Source organism: Geothrix paludis, assembly GCF_022808815.1.
GTDB classification, from domain to species: domain Bacteria; phylum Acidobacteriota; class Holophagae; order Holophagales; family Holophagaceae; genus Geothrix; species Geothrix paludis.
Genome location: NZ_JAKZLC010000002.1, coordinates 274,141 through 290,457 on the forward strand (window position 1 = coordinate 274,141; position 16,317 = coordinate 290,457).

Consider the following 16,317-nt stretch of genomic DNA (forward strand, 5'->3'; position numbering starts at 1 on the left):
TCTCCTGTGGAAATCAGCGGTAGTTCCGGTGGAACTCGCCCAGGGCCTCGACGACCTTCTCGAGCTTGTCCGTGGGCGGGAGGATGGTGGTCCGGAAGTGGGCGGTGCCCTCGGCTTGGCCGAAGCCGGAGCCCGGCACGACGCAGATGCCCGTCTGCTCGAGCAGGGCCATGGCGTAGTCGAAGTCCGTGCGGCCGGGCGGCAGCGTGATGCTGGGGAAGGCGTACATGGCGCCCGCGATCACGTTGCAGGTGATGCCCTCAATGCGGTTCAGACCCTCGGCCAGCAGGATGGCCCGCTGCTTCAGCGCGCCGAGGATGGCGGCCTTCTCCTCGGCGTAGCGGGCGTACGAGGGCATGCCCGGTTTCGGAGGGCGCACCATCGCGCAGGTGGCGGCCTGGCCCGCCAGATTGGCGCAGAGGCTCACGCTCTGGAGCTTGAGGATCTGGGCGGCCACGTCCTCGGGCACATTCCGATACTCGAAGTAGCCGCCGCGCACGCCGCACTCGCCCAGAAAGCCCTTGGAGCAGGAGTGGAAGCTGAAGAGGGAGACCTCCTTCGCCTCCATCTGGTGGAGCACCTTGGCGAAGGACACGAACTCGTCGCCCGGCAGGTAGATGTTCTCCTGGTAGACCTCGTCGGCCAGGATCGAGAGCCCGTGGTCCCTCGCGAACCCGATGACCATCTCGATGTTGGCCTCGTCCAGCACCGCGCCCGTGGGGTTGCCCGGGTTGATGACGCAGATGGCCTTCACATGGGTGCCTTCGGCCTTCGCCTGGGCCAGGGAGGCCTCCAGCATGGCGCGGCTCAGCTTCCAGCCGTTGGCCTCGTCCAGGTAGTAGGGCACCATGCGCCCCTCGTACAGCGTGATGGTGGCCGAGTAGAGCGGGTACTGGGGGATGGGGATCATGATGCCGTCCTGGGGGCCGGCGATGAGCAGCCGCAGGATGGTCTGCACGCCCTTGCTGGCGCCGTCCGTCAGGAAGATGGCGTCGGGATCCACCCGCATGTGGTCGCGCTCCAGGATGAACTCGGCCACGGCCTCGCGGATGAACCGCACGCCGCGGCTCTCGCTGTACGCGCCGAGGCCGTGCTTCGTCCCGGCGAGGATGGCCTTGGCGGTCTCGATCACATCGGGCGGGAAGATTCCGGGGGCCAGGTCCATCAGCGCCGGATATTCGCAGAGAGCGAGGATCTGGCGGTTCCAGGTGAGGGCCTTCTGACCCAGGGACTGGGGGTTCCCGATGTTGCAGTAGATGATCTCGCGGCCCTGCTTCTCCAGGTCCGCCGCGCGCGCCACGATGGGCCCCCGCACCGCGTATTCCGTCTCAAGGACGGCCTTCCCGAGGTCGGTCAGATGAATGGTCATGGGCACTCCAACCCTTGAGTTTAACCCGGGGCCGCGCTGTGACCGCCGTCATCCTACTCCGTGACAGGGCTTCCGGCCTTGGGCGGCGCGGGGCAGGCCGCTAGACTGGACCCTCCGGCCCCATCCGCGCGCCATTCCACCTCCCCATCTGAAGAGGCATCCATGCTCGGTTTCTCGCTCACCCCCGAACAGCTGGCCGAAAAAGAACGGGCCCATACCTTCGCCGAGAAGATCATGCGGCCCGTGGCCCGCAAGTACGACGAGACCGGCGAGTGGGCCGTAGACGTCTACAAGGCCGCCTTCGACTACGGCTACCTGCAGGCCCTGGTGCCCGAGGACTGCGGCGGTCCCGGCGCCTCCCAGATGGATGAGGCCATCGTCTGCGAAGAGCTGTCCTGGGGCTGCGGCGGCCTCTACACCTCCATCATGGCCAACGGCCTGGCCATGACCCCCCTGCTCATCGCCGCCAGCCCCGAGCAGAAGAAGAAGTGGCTGGGCATGATCGCGGAGGAGCCCAAGTTCGCCGCCTTCTCGCTCTCCGAGCCCAATGCCGGCTCCGACGCCGGCGGCATGAGCTGCCGCGCAGAGAAGAAGGGCGACAAGTACATCATCAACGGCACCAAGTGCTACTGCACCAACGGCGGCTACGCCGACTGGTACGCCCTCTTCTGCAGCACCGATCCCAGCAAGGGCGCCCGCGGCACCAGCTGCATCGTCGTCCCCCGCGACACGCCGGGCCTGGTGGTGGGCAAGGCCCTGGACAAGATGGGCCAGCGCGCCTCCAACCAGGTGGAGCTCTACTTCAATGACGCCGAGGTGCCCGCCGAGAACCTCCTCGGCAAGGAGGGCATGGGCTTCGTCATCGCCATGAAGACCCTGGACCAGACCCGCGCCGCCGTGGCCGCAGGAGGTGTGGGCGTGGCCCGCGCCGCCTACGAGATCGCCCTGCAGTACGCCAAGACCCGCGTCCAGTTCGGCCAGCCCATCTTCGCCAACCAGGCCATCAGCTTCATGCTGGCGGACATGGCCAAGAAGATCGAGGCCGCCCGCCTGCTCACCTGGCAGGCCGCCTGGATGACCGACAACGGCATCAAGAACTCCAAGCAGAGCGCCATCGCCAAGACCTTCGCCACCGACACCGCCATGGAAGTCACCACCGACGCCGTGCAGATCCTCGGCGGCAACGGCTACAGCCGCGACTACCTGGTCGAGAAGTGCATGCGCGACGCCAAGCTGCTCCAGATCTACGAAGGAACGAACCAGATCCAGCGCCTGGTCATCGCCAAAGAGATCCAGCAGGGCAACTGACGGTCAGGGAACGGACGACCCCGCGGGTCACGAGTGAACGCGCCTGAATGGCGCGTTCCGAGTGGGGACCCGCTGGTTCGTTCAAACACCCAAGGTTGGCCACCCGGCCTGGCCGGGAAATCCAGCAGGGCAACTAATCCACCCCGAATCCCTGTGCTCAGAAGGCGGCCCCCCGGGGCCGCCTTCTCCGTTTCGGGAGCCCAGGCGCAGCTGGGTCTGACGGCCATCCCGGGTCTGAAGATCAATACAAGAGCATGAATTCCGGCATTTGGGTCTTGAAGGCCCCAACACCCGACCCTAGAATCCCTGTCAACCATCCATCTTTACCAGCTCAACAGCCGTGAAAAGTGGGGGAGGGACTCCCGCCGGGGATCCCGGTTTCACTCGGGCGCAAGCCCCCGCGATCCGCACGCCTGGTGCGTATCGCGCGACCAACCTCCAGGCTTATGGGACTCCATCCCAGGGAAGAAAGTCATGTCCGAAGGTACCGTCAAGTGGTTCAACGCCGAGAAGGGGTTCGGGTTCATCACCCCCGATGAGGGTGGGGCCGACATCTTCGTTCACTACTCCGCCGTCCAGGCCAAGGGGTTCCGCACCCTCGAGGAGAAGCAGCGGGTCAGCTTCGATGTGGTGCAGGGCCCCAAGGGGCCCCAGGCCGCGAACGTCAACAAGGTCTGATCACCGTTTTTCCCCGGGCCCCGGTTCCGGCCGGGGCCCGTCGCGTACCCTGGAGCCATGAAGAAGGTCTCCGTCCGCCCGATCCTGGGCACCCTGCTGATCGCCTTGATGCTCCTCCTGTCGCTGGAGGGATTCCGCCGCGATCCCCGGTTCGGGTGGATCCTCCCGCTCACGGTCCTGGCCGGGGCCTGGCTGGGCTGGGCGATCCGGCAGGCCTGGCTATACCCCCCGCGGCTGGCCCGCGCCGAGGCCATGTGGGCCGCCGGCGAGCCCGCCTCGGCCGTGGCGGAGTGCCTCTCCCGGGCGCCCCTGGCCACCGGTGAGCTGGGTTACCGGGTCCGCCTCCTGCGGAGCGCGGCGCACCAGGCCCTCGGTTACCGGGACCGGGCTTGGCTGGATGCCCTGGAGGCCCAGCTCGCCCGCCTTCCCCTCTGGAAACGCCTGGTGGTGTCCCAGGCCTTCCGGCGGGTTCCCGACACACCCTCGTTCCGCCGCATCGCCTGGGGGGACCGGTTCATCCGGGTGGCCCCGCGGATGGCCCGGCTGCGCCACCTGCAGGGCATCCTCCTCCTGCGCTCCGGCCGCGAGGATGCACTGCATCAGGCCTGGACGCGGTTTGAGGATGCCCTCCCCCTGGCCTGGGATGATCCGCTGGTGCTCGAGGACCTGATGCTGGCCGGGTTCCAGCATGGACGGGAGGACGTGGCCGAGCGCGCCCTGGCGACGCTGATCTCCCGCCACGGCGACCCGCGGCTCCCCTGGGACCGCGGGGCGGCGGGCATGTACCTGCTGCGGAACGGCCGGCCCGCCGAGGCCCTGGGCCTGGTCGGAGCCCTCCCCCGGGATCGCCGGGACCAGCCCCTGCCCTGGCTCGTGGAGTGCCTGTCCCGCCGGCGCATGGGGGACATCGACGGAGCCTGGAGGACAGTGGAGGACGCGGTCGGACAGTTGCCGGACGCCTTCCGCCTCTGGATGGAGCGGTACCAGATCGCACTCGACCTGGAGCGCGACGCGGAGGCGCTCGGGAGCCTGGCGCGGGCCTGGCGGACCCTCCCGGAGGGGACGGAGGGGGACCTCCTCCGAGAAGAGTGGCAGCTCCGCCGGGCCGAGTTCGCCTTCTGGTGGGAGGGCGATCCGGCCTTCGCGAAACAGCTCCTCGTGAAGCTCCCGCCGGATCGCCGGGGCGATCACCGTCCGCCGCTCCTCCTGCAGGTCCGGGTGGCCCTGGGGGAATACGAGGCCGCCTACGGAGAGGTCGCAACCCTGCTTCAGCAGGCTCCAGACGACACGGGCCTCCTGCTGCTCCAGGCCGACTGCCTCGCCGGCCTGGAAGCCTGGGAGGCCCTGCTCCCCTATCTGAACGGCCTGGGGGAGTCCTGCCGGGAGCGTGCGGATTTCTGGCACCTGCGGGGGCTCGCCCGGGCCAACCTGGCCGATCACGTCCCCGCCCGCCTGGATCTGGAGCATGCGGTGCGGATGGACCCCCGGAACCTGGGATTCCTGATGGACGCGGGGCATGCCTGTGCGGAACTGGGCGATTGGGACCGGGCCGAGAGCCACTGGCGGCAGGCCCTCCAATTGGACAGCCAGTCCGAGGAGGCCCTGATCCAGCTGGCGGAGGCGAGGCGAGAGCTGGAGGACCTCGACGGGGCGCGACGCTACCTGCGCGAGTGCCTGCTCCACCACCCCGACAGCGCCGACGCCCAGGCCCGCCTGGCGGAGCTGGAGGCCAACTGACCTTCCGGGATCAATCGGGCTTGATGTTCCGGAGCAGCGAGAGCTTGCTGTCGTAGCGGGCCTGCGCCTCGGGCTGGGCCCACTTGCGCGCTTTCTCAAGCGACTTGATGGCGTCCTTCGTCCGGCCCTGGGCCAGGGCCACCCGGGCCTGGATCCAGTAGAACTCCGGTTCGTAGGGAAGCAGCCGGATGGCCTGCTTGATGCGCCGCCCCGCCTCGTCCCACTGCTGCTCCCCGAGGGCTTCTTCGGCCAGGAAGGCGTTGAAGAAGGGGTCCCGCTTCCGGATCTCCAGACCGCGTTCGCGGTAGGCGGCCGCTTCCTCCGTGCGGCCCTGGGCCCGGAGGAGGTTCTCCAGGTTTCCGCAGGGGGCGCCGTCCTTGGGATCTTCGAAGAGGGCCTTCCGGAACGACGCCTCGGCGTCGGCGTCGTGCCCCTGGGCCCGCTGGACCACCCCCAGGATGTTCCAGCCCACGCCCAGGGCCGGGTCCACTTCGATGGAGTGGCGGGCGGCGTGGAGGGCTTCCTCCGGCTTTTCCTCCGCCAGCAGCTCCACCGCCCGGTTGCTGAAGTAAAGAGCCTGCACGCGCTTCGGCTCGAGCGGGGCGATCAGCAGGCTGTCCCGGCGCACTTCGGGCAGGAAATCGGCCACCAGCTCCTGTCCCAACGTCCCCGACTGCACCACGGCCACCACGTGCCGCTCGAACCGCACCGTCGAGCCCACCCGGCGCCAGCGGCTGATCCGCAGGGGTTCGCCGTACCGCACCTCGAGGCCGATGGACTTGCAGGCGCCCACGAAAAGCGCGGTGAGGCCTAGGCAGTTGGCTTTGCGATCCCGCCAGACCTCCTTGGGCGTCCGGGTGTAGGCATTGTCATAGACGATCCCCAGCCCGCCCTCCTCGGCGGGGGAGAAAAAGGCCCTGAGCAGGGTGGAGACCTTGGAGGGGATGCTCGGCCGGCCATTGGTCTGCTGGCGCGCGAAGGCCTGAACCTCCGGCGGTGGCTCGAAGGGATCCTCGCCAGCCGTCAGCAGCACGGCGCCGAACAGCAGCGGCAGGACACGCAAGCGCATGAAAGCTCCCGGCACAACATAGGGCTACGGACAGGAAGGTCAACGGGTTATGAGATGCTGGATGTGGAGGAATTATGCCGCGCCCGACTGCCGTTGTGTGTGCCTATTCCAGCGTGGGGACCTCGGCCCTGCAGGGGCTGCTGGAAGCCGGGGTGGAAGTGAAGGCCCTGTACACCTACGCCCAAGGCTCCGATGAGCAGTGGTTCACACCGCCGGCCGTGGTGGCCGAGGCCCACGGGATCCCGGTCCACATGGCCCCCGCCTTCAACGCCGACGAGGTGTTCGAGGCCATCCGGGACCACCGGCCCGACTTCCTCTTCAGCTTCTACTTCCGGGAGATGATCCAGGCGCGCTTCCTGGAGATCCCGAGGCTGGGGGCCTACAACCTGCATGGCAGCCTGCTGCCGAAGTACCGGGGCCGGGCGCCCATCAACTGGGTGCTAGTGAAGGGCGAGAGCGAAACCGGCATCACCCTGCACGCCATGACGCCCAAGCCCGACGACGGCCACATCCTGGCCCAGGCCCGCCTCCCCATCGACTGGGACGAGACCGCCCTCAGCCTCACGCTGAAGGCGGCGGACGCCGGTCGGGGCCTTGTCCGCGAGGCCATGCCGGGCCTAGTGGACGGGAGCCTCCTCCGCATCGACCAGAAGACCCTCGGACCCTCCACCTACTTCGGGGGACGGAAGCCCGCCGACTCCCGACTCGATTTCGCCATGACGGCCCAGGAGGCCTTCAACCAGATCCGGGCCGTGGCCGACCCCTGGCCCAACGCCTTCCTCCAGACCGCCGAGGGCTCCGTCAAGGTGGCCTGGGCGCTGCCCACGGACCTGCCCTGCCCCCAGGGACGCTTCCTCGCCCTGCGCGATGGCGTGCTGCTCGGTTTCGCGGACGGGGCCCTGCGTCTCCACACGCTCAAGGTGGAGGGAACCCGGCTGGAGCGCCCCAGCGAGCAGGCCAACGCCCTCCGGATGCTCGGGATCAGCGAAGGCTGAACCGTCCTTCCGGGCCTCCCGGCCGGATCTGGCTCCGACCCGGAATCCGGGGTATGCTGTCGCGCCCTCACGAGAAAAGGAAATCCATGCGAAGCGTGATCACTGGAACCGGCATCGGCCTGCCTCCGCACGTCGTCACGAACGCGGCCCTGGCGCGGATCATGGACACCTCGGATGAGTGGATCCGGACCCGCAGCGGCATCCAGGAGCGGCGCTTCGCGGAGCCCGGCCAGGGCTCCACCGACCTGGGCGTGCTTGCCTCCCGGGCCGCCCTGGCCGATGCCGGGCTGGCGCCCGGGGACCTCGATGCGGTGGTGTTCGCCACCATGACGCCCGACCACCTCCTCCCCGGCGATGGCCCCCTGCTGCAGGCGGCGCTGGGACTCCGCACGAACCTCCCCACCTTCGACATCCGGCAGCAGTGCAGCGGCTTCCTCTACGGGCTGGAGCTGGCGGACCTGCTCATCCAGAGCGGCCGGTACCGGAAGGTCCTGCTGGTGGGGGCCGAGGTGCACACAGGCTTCATGCCCTGGCACCTGGGATGGGATACGGTGATCGGCCGCTCGACCCGCGAGGTCACCGATGTGGAGAAGGCCGAGAACACCGCCAGCCGGGACCGCACCGTCCTGTTCGGCGACGGGGCCGGCGCCGTGGTGATCGAAGCGCGGGACGAGGACCGCGGCCTCCTGAAGACGAAGCTCTTCACCGATGGCACCGGGGCGGGCGTGTTGACCATGCCGGGCGCCAGCTTCAAGCGCCGGCCCTTCGTGGACCAGGCGCAGATCGAAGCCGGCGAGACCCTTCCGGTGATGTCCGGCAAGGAGGTCTTCCGGTCCGCGGTGACCCTCATGCCGCAGGCGGTGCGGGACGTCTGCGACGAAGGGGGCGTGACGGTGGCGGACCTGGACCTGGTCCTGGTCCACCAGGCGAACCTCCGCATCATCGAAGGCGTGCAGAAGGCCCTTGGCCTCCCGCCGGAGAAGGTGCCCCACAACATCGAGCGCTACGGCAACACCACCGCAGCCACCCTGCCCATCCTCTTCCACGAGTGCCGCCAGCAGGGCCTGGTGCGCCCCGGCGGCCTGGTGGCCTTCACGGCCCTGGGCTCCGGCCTCCACTGGGGCGCGGCGCTCTACCGCGCCTGATTGCGGTTGGATCCCACCCGGGACTAGAATCCTGGCAAACCCCGGAGTCTCCATGCGTGCCCTGACCTTCGGCGCCGCCCTGGCGCTGGTCCCCGCCCTTGTCCTGTCCGCAGGCACCCCCAGATCCCGCAAGCACTCGGGCGGCCCCGTGAAGACCGCCGGCGAGGCCAAGTCCATCGCCGAACGCGAAACCGGCGGCCGGGCCGTCAGCGCCCGGCGCATCCCCCTGAATGGCGCCTCCGGGGGCTGGGAGGTGGACCTCCGTATGCCCGGCGAGGAGCGGGGCTGGCGCTGCATCATCGACAGCGACACCCACATGGTCCACAGCAAGGCCCGCATCGAGCAGCCCGGCGCCAAGGGCAAGGCCGATGGCGCCGTCCGCATGGTCAAGGGAAGCCGCTGACGGGGGCTCCCCGACCTGCGGCGATCGTTCGCCGGTTTTTCCCACCGCGCAGCCTGTCCGGCTTGACAGCCCGGCCTAGAATCGTACGTGCGGCCGATGCCGCAAGGAGAACGACACATGGGTCTGATGGACTGGGGCAAAGCCCAATTCCTCGACATCCTCGAATGGCTGGATGATTCCAACGACACGCTGGCCTGGCGCTTTCCCATGCGAGGGCAGGAGATCCAGAACGGCGGCAAGCTGGTGGTGCGGGAAAGCCAGGAGGCCGTCTTCGTCAACGAGGGCCAGCTGGCGGACGTGTTCAAGCCCGGCACGCACAACCTCACCACCCAGAACCTGCCCATCCTCGCCACGCTGAAGGGCTGGAAGTACGGCTTCGAGAGCCCCTTCAAGAGCGACGTCTACTTCATCTCCACCAAGCTCTACAACGACCTGAAGTGGGGCACCTCGAACCCCATCATGATGCGCGACGCCGACTTCGGCATGCTGCGCATCCGGGCCTTCGGCATCTACTCCATCAAGGTGGTGGACAGCGGCACCTTCCTCAAGCAGCTGGTGGGCACCAACGGCGTCTACACCGTGCCCGACATCAGCGAGCAGCTCCGCAAGACCATCATGAGCCGCTTCACGGACACCCTCGGCGAGGCCAAGATCCCCGCCCTGGACCTGGCCGCCAAGTACGACGAGATCTCCGACCTCGTGAAACAGAAGCTCCAGGACGAGTTCAAGACCATGGGCCTGGAGCTGTCCAAGTTCTTCGTGGAGAACATCAGCCTCCCCGAGGAAGTGGAAGCCATGATGGACAAGCGCACCGGCGTGGGCATGATGGCCCCCGTCATGGGCGCCTACACGCAGATGCAGGTGGCCGACAGCATCCCGCTCGCCGCCCAGAACCCCGGCGGCGTGGCCGGCATGGGCATGGGCGTGGGCCTCGGCTTCGGCATGGGCAACATGATGGGCCAGCAGATGACCGGCGCCGCCCAGCAGATGGGCCAGCAGGGCTTCCCCGCCGGCAGCGCGCCTGCCGCGCCGGCGGCCCCCGCCAAGTCGCTCAAGGACGAGCTGACCGAGCTCAAGGAGCTCTTCGACGGCCAGCTCATCACCCAGGCCGAGTACGACACCCAGCGCGCCGCCATCATGAAGAAGCATGGGATGGGGAATTGAAGCCTTTTCTTCCTGCAAAAAACAGGGCGGCTTGAGCCGCCCTGTTTTTTGCAGGACGTGAAAAGCGGTCTAGTGGTGATGATCCGCCTCCACCTCATGCTGGTGGATGAACCGGTGGTGGTGGTGGTCCGCCATCTCCCGGGTCTCGAAGTGGACCGTGAGGTGGCGGACGCCGTGGCGATCCCACAGCAGGCGCTCGATGCGCTCGAGGTGGGCCTCGGTGTCCCCCAGCCGGTCCGCCTCCACGATGATGTGGGCCGTGGCGATGGTGAGGTGGCTGCACATCTTCCAGCTGCGGAAATCCTCCACGCCGAGGATGCCCGGCAGCGCCATGAGCTCCGCCTTCACGGACTCGTGCTCGAAGGCGGCGCGGTGCATGAGGATGCCCACGGCATCGCGGAGCAGGAGCACGGCCCCCCGCAGGATGACCACCAGGATCACCAGGGCGATGGCCGGGTCCACCCAGCGCCAGCCCGTGAGACGGATAAGGACCATGCTCCCCACCAGAGACACGCTGGTGAGGCTGTCGGCGAAGGCGTGCAGGTAGGCGGCCTTCAGGTTGGCGTCCCGCTCCAGCAGGCTGCGGTCCCGGGGCACCAGCACCACGGTGGCCGCGATGTTCAGCAGGAGGCCGATGCCCGAGAACACCAGCACCCAGCCCGTCTGGATGGGGACGGGATGGCGGAACCGGGCCAGGGCCTCCCAGCCCACGGCCCCAGCGAGAAACAGGAGAAACCCCACGCCCACGAGGCTGTTGAACACCTCCAGGCGGTGCCAGCCGAAGGTCCAGCGGTCGTCGGGATCCCGCCGGTTGGCCAGCCACAGGCTCAGGATGCCCAGGCTGTTCACCAGCACATCGTTCAGGTTCTCGAGGCTGTCGCTCACCAGGCCGATGGAGCCGGTCCACCAGCCGCCGAGGCCCTGGAGGATGAAGCTGGCGAAGAAGATGCCGGCGCTCCAGGCCAGGCGCCCGGTGGTGCTGGGCCCGTGATGGTGGTGATGATCCGACATCATTCGCCCCGATACTGGGGTTTCCGCTTCTCCCGGAAGGCGGCCAGCCCCTCGAGCCGATCCTGGGTGGGGATGACCTGGGCGTAGCAGGCCTGCTCGAAGGCCAGGCCCGAGTCCCGGTCCATCTCGAGACCCCGGTTCACCGCCAGCTTGGCCATGCGCAGCGCCACGGGCCCATTGGGGAGGATCTCCCGCGCCAAGGCCAGGGCCGCGTCCAGGGCGCCGCCCGCGGGAACCACCCGATCGACGATCCCCAGGCGCCCCGCCTCCTCCGCTCCGATGCGGCGGGCCGTGAAGATCAGCTCCTTGGCGCGGGAGGCGCCGATGAGCCTCGGCAGGCGCTGGGTGCCTCCGGCGCCCGGGATGATCGCCAGGGCCGTCTCCACCAGGCCCAGCTTCGCCTCGGCCCCCGCCACGCGGAGGTCCGCCGCCAGGGCCAGCTCCAGCCCGCCACCGAAGGCCGCCCCTTCCAGGACCGCGATGACGGGCACCGGCAGGTCCTCCAGCTCCGTGAAGGCGCTCCGAAGGCCATGCACGAAGGCGGCGGTCTCCGCCGGGGCCATGCCAGCCCGCTCTTTCAGGTCCGCCCCGGCGCAGAAGACGCCGGGCACCAGGCTGTGCACCACCACCACCCGGACCTCCGGGTCGAAGCGCAGATCCGCGAGGGCCTGGCGGAACTCCGCCATGAGCTGCCGACCCAGCGCGTTCTTCGCCGCGGGGCGGTCCAGGCCCAGCAGGACCAGGCCCGCATCGGCCCCCCCGAGGCGTTCGACGCGGATCTCCATCAGCCCAGCTCGACGATGGAATCCCCCTCGTTCAGGAACTGGTCCGGGGTCACGAAGACCTTCTTGACCGTCCCCTCCTCGGGGCTCCCCACGGGAATCTGCATCTTCATCGATTCGATGATCACCAGATCCTGGTCCTCGCCCACGGAATCCCCTTCCGACACGCAGACTTCCAGGACCTTCCCAGCCATCTCGGCCCGCACCAGCGCCATCCAACACCTCTCGAAAAGGACGATGGCCCCAGTGTAGCGGTCTGCCGCGTCATTCGTCCTTGTCGGAGTCGCCGATCACCACCAGGTCGTCATCCTCGTAGGCGAAGTCGCCCTCCTCCATGAGGACCTCGCGGACCTTCCCGCACTCCGGAGCATTGATGTAGAAGGCGGTGCGGGAAGAATCCGTGCCCTCGAGGATCATCAGGGGCTCGTCCTCCTCCACCTCCTGGCCGGGGCGGACAAGGACGTCCACCACATAGCCCGGCCATTCCGCCCGCACGATCATGCTGCCTCCCTTTCGCCCATCCGCGACCTTGGCGGGGAGGTTATGGCGGACGGGCTTCCCGCGCAAGGGCCAGAAGCCGTTCTTTTCGTCACATCTCCGGTAGGCGATACTGGAGGGCTTGGAGGATGGAATGGCTGTCGCCTGTGGCATCGTGGGTCTCCCCAATGTGGGAAAGTCCACCCTTTTCAACGCCCTCACCCGTGCGGGCGCGGCTTCGGCCAACTACCCCTTCTGCACCATCGAGCCCAACACGGGCGTGGTGGATGTGCCCGATCCGCGCCTGGCGGCCCTGGCGGAGATCGTGAAGCCCCAGCGAATCCTCCCCGCGGCCCAGGAGTTCGTGGACATCGCGGGCCTGGTGCGCGGCGCCAGCAAGGGCGAGGGCCTGGGCAACGCCTTCCTGGGCCACATCCGGGAGACGGACGCCATCGTGCAGGTGGTCCGCTGCTTCGAGGATGGCAACGTCACCCACGTGGAGGGCGGCGTGAACCCCGAGCGGGACCTGGGCATCATCGAGACCGAGCTGGTCATCAAGGACCTGGACGCGGTGGAGAAGGGCCTGGAGCGCCACCGGAAGATCGCCAAGACCGGCAACAAGGAATCCCAGGCCCTGGTGGCCGTGCTGGAGCGGGTCTTCGCCGCCCTGGATGGCGGCAAGTGGGCCCGGACGGCAGGCCTGTCCGCGGAGGACAAGGCCCTGATCAAGTCCTACGGCCTGCTCACCCTGAAGCCCACCCTCTTCGTGGGCAACATCGGGGAGGAGGACATCCGGAACCCCGAGGGCAACGCCCACTACCGGAAGCTGCAGGAGCTGGCCGCCGAGCGCCAGGCCCCCTGCATCCCCATCTGCTCCAAGCTGGAGGCGGAAATCCAGGACCTGCCCGAGGAGGACCGGCCCCTGTTCCTGGAGGAAGCGGGCCTCTCCGAGCCGGGCCTGAACGTGCTCATCCACGCCAGCTACGACCTGCTGGGCCTCCAGACCTACTTCACCGCCGGGGTGAAGGAGGTGCGGGCCTGGACCATCCACAAGGGCGACACGGCCCCCCAGGCCGCCGGGGTCATCCACACCGACTTCGAGAAGGGCTTCATCCGCGCCCAGGTCATCGCCTACGAGGACTTCATCCAGTACAAGGGCGAGCAGGGTGCCAAGGACGCCGGCAAGATGCGCACGGAAGGCAAGGACTACGTCGTCAAGGACGGCGACCTGATGAACTTCCTGTTCAACGTCTGACCGTTAGCGCGCCTCGATGGGCATGCGCCGCAGGCGCTCCACTCGGACCTCCATGGGGGGATGGGTGGAGAAGAGGCTCATGAGGCCGCCGCCGCTCAGGGGGTTCACGATCATCATGTGGGCCGTGGCGGGCTCGGCGGACGCCATGGGCAGCTGCTGGTTGTAGGCCTGCAGGCGCTCCAGGGCCGAGGCCAGCATGTCCGGCCGGCCCGTGAGGTGGGCGCTGTAGTCGTCCGCCAGGTACTCGCGGGAGCGGCTGACCGCCATCTGGAGCAGGATGGCCGCCAAGGGCCCGAGGATCATGATGGCGATGCCCGCCAGAGGGTTGGAGCGGCCCTCTTCGTCGCGGGGCGAGATCCAGAAGGCCATCCGGGAGAGGAACATGATGGCCTGGGCCAGCACGGCCGCCAGGCTGCCGATGAGGATGTCCCGGTGCTTCACGTGGCCCAGCTCATGGCCGAGGACCGCCTCCAGCTCGGGCCGGCTGAGGATGCGCATGATGCCCTCCGTGACCGCCACCACGGCGTGCTCGGGGTTCCGGCCCGTGGCGAAGGCGTTGGGGGTGTCCTCGGGGATGATGGCGATGCGGGGCGTGGGCAGGCCTGCGCGCTGGGCCAGGTTGGCCACGATGGCGTAGAGTTCGGGAGCGTCGGCCTGGTCCACCACCTTGGCGCCGTAGCTGGCCAATACGATCTTGTCGGAGAAGAAGTAGCTGATCCCGTTCATCACGAGACCGATGGCCAGCGCCAGCACCATGCCGGACCGCCCGCCGAAGTAGCCGCCGATCCACACCAGCAGGCCCGTCATGGCCACGATGATGAGAAGGGTTTTCGCCTGGTTCATGAAGTTGCCTCCAGGTACCAGGATACGAAAGGGATCAAGCGCCCCAGCCCCTTAGGCGCCAGGCAGGCCCATGCGCTTCACGACCACCAGGGTCACGTCGTCCCGGAACCGGCCGTCCTCCAGGTGCTGGAAGGCCTCCACCAGCAGGGCCTCGAACAGCTCCTCCGCCCCCGCCCGCGGGCGCCTCAGGATGACTTCGGCCAGGCGCCCGTCGCCCAGTTCCTCGCCGGCGGCGTTTTCCGCCTCCACCAGGCCGTCCGTGAAGATCACCAGCGCGTCGCCCGGTTCCATGGAGGCCCGGCCCTCGGCGAAGGCGGCCCCGGGGAGCAGGCCCACCATGGGCCCCGTGGGGGCCAGCCGGACAACCTCGCCGCTGGCCCGCACCACCAGGGGCGGGTTGTGTCCCCCGTTCACGAACCGGAGATCGCCGGTCAAGGGATTGAGGCTCGCGGCGAACAGGGTGGTGTAGCGGTTGCCGTCCCGCACGTCGTTCATGCGCCGGTTCAGGCGCTCCGCCAGCTTGCCCCAGTCCTGCACGCGCCGGCCCCCGAGGGCCCGGAGGAAGGCGGAGAGCTGGGTCATCATCAAGGAGGCCGGGAGGCCCTTGCCAGAGATGTCGCCCACGGCGATGTGGAGCCTCTCGCCCAACTCCTCGTCGCGGGCCATCCACAGGTCGTAGAGGTCGCCGCCCACCGCCTGATAGGGCAGGTTCGCGGCGGCACACTGCCAGCCGCTGGGCTCGGGAAGCGCCTTGGGGAGGAGGCGGCGCTGGATGTCCCGGGCCAGGTCCTTCTCCAGGCGCTCGGCCTGGCGGCGGGCCTCCCTGAACTCCAGGTTCGAGAGCTGGGAGGAGGTGAGGTTCAGCAGGGTGTGCAGGAAGACCTCATCGTCATCCGACAGCTTCCCCACCGCCGGATCCGCCGCATAGGCGAAGCCGTGGCTGTGGTCCTGGTCCTGCAGCTCGACGGCGTGGACCAGCCCCTTCGCCTCCACTAGCTCGTGGAGGGAATCGCCTTCCAGCACTCCGGGAACCGTGCCGAGCCCCTTCGCATGCAGCACGGTGCCCTGGGCATCCACCACCAGGAGGCGCATGATCCGGAACTCGCCCATGAGCGTGTTGGCCATGAGCCGGACTAGGTCCTGCCGGGTCTCCACCTGGCCCAGGTTGCGGGTGAGCTCGAACACCGTGTTCAGGCGGGAGAGCTGCAGGGCCAGGGCCTGGTTCTGGGAGCTGCGCACGGCCTCGGCCCGGCGCCAGGCCAGCAGGGGGGCGCTGATGGACAGCAGCAGCGGCACGGCCCCTGGCGGCCCCTCGGCGCGCAGGACCAGGTGGCCGTAGACCTCCTCGCCGTAGGCCCAGGGCAGGACCTGCCAGCCCTCACCCGGGTGGGTGGGGAAGGCCGGCGCCGCCCCCCGCAGGAACAGCCACTTGCCTCCGTCCCACAGGCCACCCTGCCCCGCCTTGGCGATGCCCATGGCGGTGATGCCCACCAGGTGGACAAGGTCCTCCTCGGTGCCCTGGTCCGGAAAGGTCTCCAGGAAGTCGATGAGCGGGAGCAGCTCCTGGGCCCCTTCCGGGATCTTCAGCGCCAGCTGGCGGAGACGGTCGAAGGGGTTGGTCGGCATGGGGGCAGACCCGGCGTCAGTCCAGCTTCTTGATCAGACAGCACTCGTTCCGGCCGGAGACCTCGTCGGCCTTGAACCGCACCTCGTCCATGAACCGGCTCATGAGCAGCAGGCCAAGGCCGCCCTTCCGGGGATGCTTGATGTATTCCTTGGGATCCGGCAGCACCACCTGGTCGCCGCGGAGGCCCTGGCCGGAGTGGAGGATGTGGATCTCCAGCGCCTGCTCGGTGAACCGAAGCTCCAGCTCGACGCTGTGCTCCCCCTCCCCGTGGTAGGCGTGGAGGATCACATTGGTCACGGCCTCGTCCACAGCGATGCTGACCTTGGCGGAGGTGGCGTCGTCGAGGCCGGCCACCAGCGACGCCCGCTTGGCCAGTCCCGTCACCAGGTTCAGGTAGCGGGTCTGGCTCGGGATCACGAGTCGGAACTCGGCTGGCTCCATGCTGACCGCCACG

At 68.5% G+C, this 16,317-nt stretch carries 17 protein-coding genes; 8 read left to right on the forward strand and 9 right to left on the reverse strand.

Annotation, left to right across the window (positions count from 1 at the left end; genetic code table 11):
- Positions 1 to 13 precede the first annotated feature (13 nt).
- The gene (locus MLE64_RS06830; RefSeq protein WP_243317016.1) at positions 14 to 1,369 is read right to left on the reverse strand and encodes an aminotransferase class I/II-fold pyridoxal phosphate-dependent enzyme; all 1,356 of its coding nucleotides are present in this window, start codon (positions 1,367 to 1,369) and stop codon (positions 14 to 16) included.
- A 162-nt stretch (positions 1,370 to 1,531) separates the two neighbouring features.
- On the opposite strand from MLE64_RS06830, the gene MLE64_RS06835 reads away from it, so the two are divergent.
- From MLE64_RS06835 to MLE64_RS15730, 3 genes are all read left to right on the forward strand, one after another.
- Positions 1,532 to 2,677, forward strand: coding sequence for an acyl-CoA dehydrogenase family protein (locus tag MLE64_RS06835; RefSeq protein WP_243317017.1), 1,146 nt, complete (start codon positions 1,532 to 1,534; stop codon positions 2,675 to 2,677).
- Positions 2,678 to 3,151: 474 nt separating this feature from the next.
- Positions 3,152 to 3,355, forward strand: a complete 204-nt coding sequence (locus tag MLE64_RS06840; protein ID WP_243317018.1) for a cold-shock protein — start codon at positions 3,152 to 3,154, stop codon at positions 3,353 to 3,355.
- Positions 3,356 to 3,412: 57 nt separating this feature from the next.
- Entirely contained in the window at positions 3,413 to 5,092 is a 1,680-nt protein-coding gene (locus tag MLE64_RS15730) for a tetratricopeptide repeat protein (protein ID WP_279342963.1), read from the forward strand.
- 10 nt (positions 5,093 to 5,102) lie between these two features.
- Here the strand turns inward: MLE64_RS15730 and MLE64_RS06850 are convergent, their stop codons facing one another.
- Positions 5,103 to 6,161: a tetratricopeptide repeat protein gene (locus MLE64_RS06850; protein ID WP_243317019.1), complete on the reverse strand. Its 1,059-nt coding sequence runs from the start codon at positions 6,159 to 6,161 to the stop codon at positions 5,103 to 5,105.
- A 74-nt stretch (positions 6,162 to 6,235) separates the two neighbouring features.
- Here MLE64_RS06850 and MLE64_RS06855 point away from each other — a divergent pair, with 74 nt between their 5' ends.
- The 4 genes from MLE64_RS06855 to MLE64_RS06870 all read left to right on the forward strand — a co-directional run bounded on the left by MLE64_RS06855 (position 6,236) and on the right by MLE64_RS06870 (position 9,868).
- Positions 6,236 to 7,156: a formyltransferase family protein gene (locus tag MLE64_RS06855; RefSeq protein WP_243317020.1), complete on the forward strand. Its 921-nt coding sequence runs from the start codon at positions 6,236 to 6,238 to the stop codon at positions 7,154 to 7,156.
- 86 nt (positions 7,157 to 7,242) lie between these two features.
- Positions 7,243 to 8,301, forward strand: coding sequence for a 3-oxoacyl-ACP synthase III family protein (locus tag MLE64_RS06860; RefSeq protein ID WP_243317021.1), 1,059 nt, complete (start codon positions 7,243 to 7,245; stop codon positions 8,299 to 8,301).
- 52 nt (positions 8,302 to 8,353) lie between these two features.
- Complete coding sequence (locus tag MLE64_RS06865; RefSeq protein WP_243317023.1) at positions 8,354 to 8,704, forward strand: hypothetical protein; 351 nt, start codon at positions 8,354 to 8,356, stop codon at positions 8,702 to 8,704.
- A gap of 117 nt (positions 8,705 to 8,821) precedes the next feature.
- Positions 8,822 to 9,868 (forward strand): SPFH domain-containing protein, encoded by a 1,047-nt coding sequence (locus MLE64_RS06870; protein WP_243287618.1) that lies wholly within the window; start codon positions 8,822 to 8,824, stop codon positions 9,866 to 9,868.
- A 69-nt stretch (positions 9,869 to 9,937) separates the two neighbouring features.
- Here MLE64_RS06870 and MLE64_RS06875 read toward each other — a convergent pair whose 3' ends face one another.
- From MLE64_RS06875 to MLE64_RS06890, 4 genes are read right to left on the reverse strand one after another with little or no spacing between them, the layout of a single operon-like run.
- Entirely contained in the window at positions 9,938 to 10,879 is a 942-nt protein-coding gene (locus tag MLE64_RS06875) for a cation diffusion facilitator family transporter (protein ID WP_243317024.1), read from the reverse strand.
- Positions 10,879 to 11,664: an enoyl-CoA hydratase-related protein gene (locus MLE64_RS06880; RefSeq protein WP_243317025.1), complete on the reverse strand. Its 786-nt coding sequence runs from the start codon at positions 11,662 to 11,664 to the stop codon at positions 10,879 to 10,881. Before MLE64_RS06880 ends, MLE64_RS06875 begins: the two co-directional genes overlap by 1 nt.
- Positions 11,664 to 11,876: an acyl-CoA carboxylase biotin carboxyl carrier protein subunit gene (locus MLE64_RS06885; RefSeq protein WP_243317026.1), complete on the reverse strand. Its 213-nt coding sequence runs from the start codon at positions 11,874 to 11,876 to the stop codon at positions 11,664 to 11,666. Before MLE64_RS06885 ends, MLE64_RS06880 begins: the two co-directional genes overlap by 1 nt.
- A 49-nt stretch (positions 11,877 to 11,925) precedes the next feature.
- Positions 11,926 to 12,162, reverse strand: a complete 237-nt coding sequence (locus MLE64_RS06890) for an acyl-CoA carboxylase biotin carboxyl carrier protein subunit (RefSeq protein WP_243317027.1) — start codon at positions 12,160 to 12,162, stop codon at positions 11,926 to 11,928.
- A 130-nt stretch (positions 12,163 to 12,292) separates the two neighbouring features.
- Between MLE64_RS06890 and ychF the strand changes: the two genes are divergently transcribed.
- On the forward strand, positions 12,293 to 13,393 hold the full coding sequence (ychF, locus tag MLE64_RS06895) for a redox-regulated ATPase YchF (protein ID WP_243317028.1): 1,101 nt from the start codon (positions 12,293 to 12,295) through the stop codon (positions 13,391 to 13,393).
- Between the two features lie 3 nt (positions 13,394 to 13,396).
- Here ychF and htpX read toward each other — a convergent pair whose 3' ends face one another.
- The 3 genes from htpX to MLE64_RS06910 are packed head-to-tail and all read right to left on the reverse strand — an operon-like array spanning position 13,397 to position 16,316.
- Positions 13,397 to 14,236, reverse strand: a complete 840-nt coding sequence (gene htpX, locus MLE64_RS06900; protein WP_243317029.1) for a zinc metalloprotease HtpX — start codon at positions 14,234 to 14,236, stop codon at positions 13,397 to 13,399.
- A 51-nt stretch (positions 14,237 to 14,287) separates the two neighbouring features.
- Positions 14,288 to 15,862: a PP2C family protein-serine/threonine phosphatase gene (locus MLE64_RS06905; RefSeq protein ID WP_243317030.1), complete on the reverse strand. Its 1,575-nt coding sequence runs from the start codon at positions 15,860 to 15,862 to the stop codon at positions 14,288 to 14,290.
- A 16-nt stretch (positions 15,863 to 15,878) separates the two neighbouring features.
- Positions 15,879 to 16,316, reverse strand: coding sequence for an ATP-binding protein (locus tag MLE64_RS06910; RefSeq protein WP_243317032.1), 438 nt, complete (start codon positions 16,314 to 16,316; stop codon positions 15,879 to 15,881).
- Between the last annotated feature and the right edge of the window lies 1 nt (position 16,317).

Excerpts from the sequence above, each read along its gene's own strand:
- MLE64_RS06830 (WP_243317016.1), bottom strand. The coding sequence starts at position 1,369 with ATGACCATTCATCTGACCGACCTCGGGAAGGCCGTCCTTGAGACGGAA.
- MLE64_RS06855 (WP_243317020.1), top strand. The coding sequence starts at position 6,236 with ATGCCGCGCCCGACTGCCGTTGTGTGTGCCTATTCCAGCGTGGGGACC.
- MLE64_RS06905 (WP_243317030.1), bottom strand. The coding sequence starts at position 15,862 with ATGCCGACCAACCCCTTCGACCGTCTCCGCCAGCTGGCGCTGAAGATC.
- MLE64_RS15730 (WP_279342963.1), top strand. The coding sequence starts at position 3,413 with ATGAAGAAGGTCTCCGTCCGCCCGATCCTGGGCACCCTGCTGATCGCC.
- MLE64_RS06885 (WP_243317026.1), bottom strand. The coding sequence starts at position 11,876 with ATGGCGCTGGTGCGGGCCGAGATGGCTGGGAAGGTCCTGGAAGTCTGC.
- ychF (WP_243317028.1), top strand. The coding sequence starts at position 12,293 with ATGGCTGTCGCCTGTGGCATCGTGGGTCTCCCCAATGTGGGAAAGTCC.
- MLE64_RS06850 (WP_243317019.1), bottom strand. The coding sequence starts at position 6,161 with ATGCGCTTGCGTGTCCTGCCGCTGCTGTTCGGCGCCGTGCTGCTGACG.
- MLE64_RS06870 (WP_243287618.1), top strand. The coding sequence starts at position 8,822 with ATGGGTCTGATGGACTGGGGCAAAGCCCAATTCCTCGACATCCTCGAA.
- MLE64_RS06840 (WP_243317018.1), top strand. The coding sequence starts at position 3,152 with ATGTCCGAAGGTACCGTCAAGTGGTTCAACGCCGAGAAGGGGTTCGGG.
- MLE64_RS06860 (WP_243317021.1), top strand. The coding sequence starts at position 7,243 with ATGCGAAGCGTGATCACTGGAACCGGCATCGGCCTGCCTCCGCACGTC.
- MLE64_RS06880 (WP_243317025.1), bottom strand. The coding sequence starts at position 11,664 with ATGGAGATCCGCGTCGAACGCCTCGGGGGGGCCGATGCGGGCCTGGTC.
- htpX (WP_243317029.1), bottom strand. The coding sequence starts at position 14,236 with ATGAACCAGGCGAAAACCCTTCTCATCATCGTGGCCATGACGGGCCTG.
- MLE64_RS06890 (WP_243317027.1), bottom strand. The coding sequence starts at position 12,162 with ATGATCGTGCGGGCGGAATGGCCGGGCTATGTGGTGGACGTCCTTGTC.
- MLE64_RS06865 (WP_243317023.1), top strand. The coding sequence starts at position 8,354 with ATGCGTGCCCTGACCTTCGGCGCCGCCCTGGCGCTGGTCCCCGCCCTT.
- MLE64_RS06835 (WP_243317017.1), top strand. The coding sequence starts at position 1,532 with ATGCTCGGTTTCTCGCTCACCCCCGAACAGCTGGCCGAAAAAGAACGG.
- MLE64_RS06875 (WP_243317024.1), bottom strand. The coding sequence starts at position 10,879 with ATGTCGGATCATCACCACCATCACGGGCCCAGCACCACCGGGCGCCTG.